At 53.0% G+C, this 5,171-nt stretch carries 1 tRNA gene and 3 rRNA genes; all 4 read left to right on the plus strand.

Annotated elements, in window-relative coordinates:
• Nucleotides 1–218: 218 nt before the first annotated feature.
• The 4 genes from O9323_RS15190 to rrf all read left to right on the plus strand — a co-directional run bounded on the left by O9323_RS15190 (nt 219) and on the right by rrf (nt 5,123).
• A 16S ribosomal RNA gene (locus O9323_RS15190) occupies nt 219–1,707 on the plus strand.
• A 134-nt stretch (nt 1,708–1,841) separates the two neighbouring features.
• Nucleotides 1,842–1,915, plus strand: a tRNA-Ile gene (locus O9323_RS15195).
• 155 nt (nt 1,916–2,070) lie between these two features.
• Nucleotides 2,071–4,950, plus strand: a 23S ribosomal RNA gene (locus tag O9323_RS15200).
• Between the two features lie 55 nt (nt 4,951–5,005).
• A 5S ribosomal RNA gene (rrf, locus tag O9323_RS15205) occupies nt 5,006–5,123 on the plus strand.
• The 16S, 23S and 5S rRNA genes sit together here with 1 tRNA gene alongside, the layout of an rRNA operon.
• Nucleotides 5,124–5,171: the final 48 nt, after the last annotated feature.

Below are 5,171 nucleotides of genomic sequence, written 5' to 3' on the forward strand. Positions count from 1 at the left end.
TTGCCAAAAGGGGTTGACAAACCAGGGGAAGTTAGATACATTGGTAAATGCGCGGTTGAAGCAAAGCGAAAGCGAAGCGAAACAAACGACGCTGGAACCTAGACAAAACAATAGTTTGAAAGCCAAGCAAAAAAAGCCTCGTTTAGAAGCAATTCTATAACAAAAAAGTCAAACCCGCAAGGGGGAGACGAAAAAAAGTCAAAAGAATCAAACGATTCATCATGGAGAGTTTGATCCTGGCTCAGGATGAACGCTGGCGGCGTGCCTAACACATGCAAGTCGAACGGGAATCTTCGGATTCTAGTGGCGGACGGGTGAGTAACGCGTAAGAATCTAACTTCAGGACGGGGACAACAGTTGGAAACGACTGCTAATACCCGATGTGCCGCAAGGTGAAAACTAATTGGCCTGAAGAAGAGCTTGCGTCTGATTAGCTAGTTGGTGGGGTAAGAGCCTACCAAGGCGACGATCAGTAGCTGGTCTGAGAGGATGAGCAGCCACACTGGGACTGAGACACGGCCCAGACTCCTACGGGAGGCAGCAGTGGGGAATTTTCCGCAATGGGCGAAAGCCTGACGGAGCAACGCCGCGTGAGGGAGGAAGGTCTTTGGATTGTAAACCTCTTTTCTCAAGGAAGAAGTTCTGACGGTACTTGAGGAATCAGCCTCGGCTAACTCCGTGCCAGCAGCCGCGGTAATACGGGGGAGGCAAGCGTTATCCGGAATTATTGGGCGTAAAGCGTCCGCAGGTGGTCAGCCAAGTCTGCCGTCAAATCAGGTTGCTTAACGACCTAAAGGCGGTGGAAACTGGCAGACTAGAGAGCAGTAGGGGTAGCAGGAATTCCCAGTGTAGCGGTGAAATGCGTAGAGATTGGGAAGAACATCGGTGGCGAAAGCGTGCTACTGGGCTGTATCTGACACTCAGGGACGAAAGCTAGGGGAGCGAAAGGGATTAGATACCCCTGTAGTCCTAGCCGTAAACGATGGATACTAGGCGTGGCTTGTATCGACCCGAGCCGTGCCGAAGCTAACGCGTTAAGTATCCCGCCTGGGGAGTACGCACGCAAGTGTGAAACTCAAAGGAATTGACGGGGGCCCGCACAAGCGGTGGAGTATGTGGTTTAATTCGATGCAACGCGAAGAACCTTACCAAGACTTGACATGTCGCGAACCCTGGTGAAAGCTGGGGGTGCCTTCGGGAGCGCGAACACAGGTGGTGCATGGCTGTCGTCAGCTCGTGTCGTGAGATGTTGGGTTAAGTCCCGCAACGAGCGCAACCCTCGTTCTTAGTTGCCAGCATTAAGTTGGGGACTCTAAGGAGACTGCCGGTGACAAACCGGAGGAAGGTGGGGATGACGTCAAGTCAGCATGCCCCTTACGTCTTGGGCGACACACGTACTACAATGGTCGGGACAAAGGGCAGCGAACTCGCGAGAGCCAGCGAATCCCAGCAAACCCGGCCTCAGTTCAGATTGCAGGCTGCAACTCGCCTGCATGAAGGAGGAATCGCTAGTAATCGCCGGTCAGCATACGGCGGTGAATTCGTTCCCGGGCCTTGTACACACCGCCCGTCACACCATGGAAGCTGGTCACGCCCGAAGTCATTACCTCAACCGCAAGGAGGGGGATGCCTAAGGCAGGGCTAGTGACTGGGGTGAAGTCGTAACAAGGTAGCCGTACCGGAAGGTGTGGCTGGATCACCTCCTTAAAGGGAGACCTAATTCAGGTAGGAGACGAAAAAAAAGTAGTCGCTACCAAGAATCAATCCCAAAAGGTCGGAGCGAGGCGAAATTGGCTTTCAAACTAGGTTCTGGGTTCAAACAAGACCTGAATCAGGAACAAGGGCTATTAGCTCAGGTGGTTAGAGCGCACCCCTGATAAGGGTGAGGTCCCTGGTTCGAGTCCAGGATGGCCCACCTGCACAGGTGGCAAAAAGAAAGAAAAGAAGCGAGGAATCAGCACCTTATCTTACTGACATAGTAAGAGAGAATGCTGGCTCTGAGTAAAGAGTCCAGAGGAACCTTGAAAACTGCATAGAGCTAGGTGAAAAAGCCAAAAAAGAAGACCGCAAGGTCAAGCTAATAAGGGCTAACGGTGGATACCTAGGCACACGGAAGCGAAGAAGGACGTAGTTACCGACGAAACGCTTCGGGGAGCGGGAAGCAAGCATTGATCCGAAGATATCCGAATGGGGCAACCCTAAACACGACCACCTGAATACATAGGGTGGAGCGAGCAAACCTGGTGAACTGAAACATCTTAGTAGCCAGAGGAAAAGAAAGCAACAGCGATTCCCCCAGTAGCGGCGAGCGAAAAGGGAACAGCCTAAACCAAGTTCTTCGGAACTTGGGGTCGTGGGACAGTGACAAAAGACTGGGAAATTTAGACGAAGCGGCTGAAAACCGCACCAGAGAGGGTGAAAGTCCTGTAGTCGAAAAAGGAACCAGCTTAACTGCATCCCGAGTAGCATGGGGCACGTGAAATCCCGTGTGAATCTGCCTCGACCACGAGGTAAGGCTAAATATTCCCGTGTGACCGATAGAGAAACAGTACCGCGAGGGAAAGGTGAAAAGAACCCCGGAAGGGGAGTGAAATAGAACATGAAACCGTTAGCCTACAAGCAATGGGAGGACGATTGAACGTCTGACCGTGTGCCTGTTGAAGAATGAGCCGGCGACTTACAGGTTATGGCAGGTGAAGGGGGAAGACCCCACAGCCCCAGCGAAAGCGAGTCTGAATAGGGCGAAACGTCATAATTTGTAGACCCGAACCCGGGTGATCTAACCATGGCCAGGATGAAGCTTGGGTAAAACCAAGTGGAAGTCCGAACCGACTAATGTTGAAAAATTAGCGGATGAGCTGTGGTTAGGGGTGAAATGCCAATCGAACTCGGAGCTAGCTGGTTCTCCCCGAAATGTGTTGAGGCGCAGCGGTAGTGGAAGTTTAGTCGGGGTAAAGCACTGTTTCGCCGCGGGCTGGGAGACCGGTACCAAGGCGAGGCAAACTCTGAATACGGCTAAAAAAACTACCAGTGAGACGGTGGGGGATAAGCTTCATCGTCAAGAGGGAAACAGCCCAGACCACCAGCTAAGGTCCCCAAATGATAACTAAGTGAGAAAGGAGGTGGGAGTGCATTGACAACCAGGAGGTTTGCCTAGAAGCAGCAACCCTTAAAAGAGTGCGTAATAGCTCACTGGTCAAGCGCTCCTGCGCCGAAAATGAACGGGGCTAAGTTATCTACCGAAGCTGTGGACTACATTGTAGTGGTAGGGGAGCGTTCTATAGGGGGTGAAGCAGTAGCGGCAAGCAGCTGTGGACTCTATAGAAGTGAGAATGTCGGCTTAAGTAGCGAAAATGTGGGTGAGAATCCCACACCCCGAAACCCCAAGGTTTCCTCCGCAAGGCTCGTCCGCGGAGGGTCAGTCAGGACCTAAGGCGAGGCTGAAAAGCGTAGTCGATGGACAACGGGTTAACATTCCCGTACCGATTAATGATTGTGCCGGAGAACGGAGAAGGTCAACGTCAGCTGGATGTTGGTTACCAGTGCAAGCAGTCGAGGCGATGAGAGGTGGTGAAAACACCAGGAGCTAAGACGCGAGTCCCACCTCCCACGGGAGGGAAGTGGCGCTGATCAAGCTTCCTAGAAAAGCCCGAACCACGTTAATCATTAATTGCCTGTACCCGAAACCGACACAGGTGGGGAAGTAGAGAATACTAAGGGGCGCGAGATAACTCTCTCTAAGGAACTCGGCAAAATGACCCCGTAACTTCGGGAGAAGGGGTACCCTCGCAAGAGGGTCGCAGTGAATAGGCCCAGGCGACTGTTTACCAAAAACACAGGTCTCCGCCAAGTCGTAAGACGCAGTATGGAGGCTGACGCCTGCCCAGTGCCGGAAGGTTAAGGAAGTTGGTCAGGAGTAATCTGAAGCTGACGACCGAAGCCCCGGTGAACGGCGGCCGTAACTATAACGGTCCTAAGGTAGCGAAATTCCTTGTCGGGTAAGTTCCGACCCGCACGAAAGGCGTAACGATCTGGGCACTGTCTCGGAGAGAGACTCGGCGAAATAGGATTGTCTGTGAAGATACGGACTACCTGCACCTGGACAGAAAGACCCTATGAAGCTTTACTGTAGCCTGGAATTGGCTTCGGGCTTCGCTTGCGCAGGATAGGTGGGAAGCTTTGAAACTCTCCTCGTGGGGAGAGTGGAGCTAACGGTGAGATACCACTCTGGCGAGGCTAGAATTCTAACCCTGACCCCTAATCGGGGCGGGAGACAGTTTCAGGTGGGCAGTTTGACTGGGGCGGTCGCCTCCTAAAAGGTAACGGAGGCGCGCAAAGGTTCCCTCGGTCCCGTTGGAAATGGGACGATAGAGTGCAAAAGCAGAAGGGAGCTTGACTGTGAGACCCACAAGTCGAACAGGGACGAAAGTCGGCTTTAGTGATCCGACGGCACCGCGTGGAAGGGCCGTCGCTCAACGGATAAAAGTTACTCTAGGGATAACAGGCTGATCTCCCCCAAGAGTTCACATCGACGGGGAGGTTTGGCACCTCGATGTCGGCTCATCGCAACCTGGGGCTGAAGTCGGTCCCAAGGGTTGGGCTGTTCGCCCATTAAAGCGGTACGTGAGCTGGGTTCAGAACGTCGTGAGACAGTTCGGTCCATATCCGGTGTAGGCGTAAGAGCATTGCGAGGAGCCTTCCTTAGTACGAGAGGACCGGGAAGGACGCACCGCTGGTGTACCTGTTATCGTGCCAACGGTAAACGCAGGGTAGCCATGTGCGGAGCGGATAACCGCTGAAAGCATCTAAGTGGGAAGCCCACCTCCAGATGATTGCTCTCATGGCATTAAGCCAGTAAGGTCTCGGGTAGACTACCCGTTGATAGGCTCTAGATGGAAGCTCGGTAACGAGTGCAGTCGAGGAGTACTAACCGACCGAGGGCTTGACCTGATTCTTCTTTCACCACTTTTTTCCTAGCTTTTGCAGTCTTGAGGGTTCTACCCTTCCTGGTGTCTTTAACGTGATGGCACCACTCCGATTCCATCCCGAACTCGGTTGTGAAACTTCACCGTGGCCAAGATACTTGTCGGGTTGCCGACCGGGACAATAGCTCGATGCCAGGATTATTCTTTCCTACCCCTCAATCCCACAAGATTGGGGGGTTTGGTTTT

The sequence above is a fragment of the Microcystis sp. LE19-131.1A genome (assembly GCF_027532015.1).
GTDB lineage: Bacteria > Cyanobacteriota > Cyanobacteriia > Cyanobacteriales > Microcystaceae > Microcystis > Microcystis ichthyoblabe_A.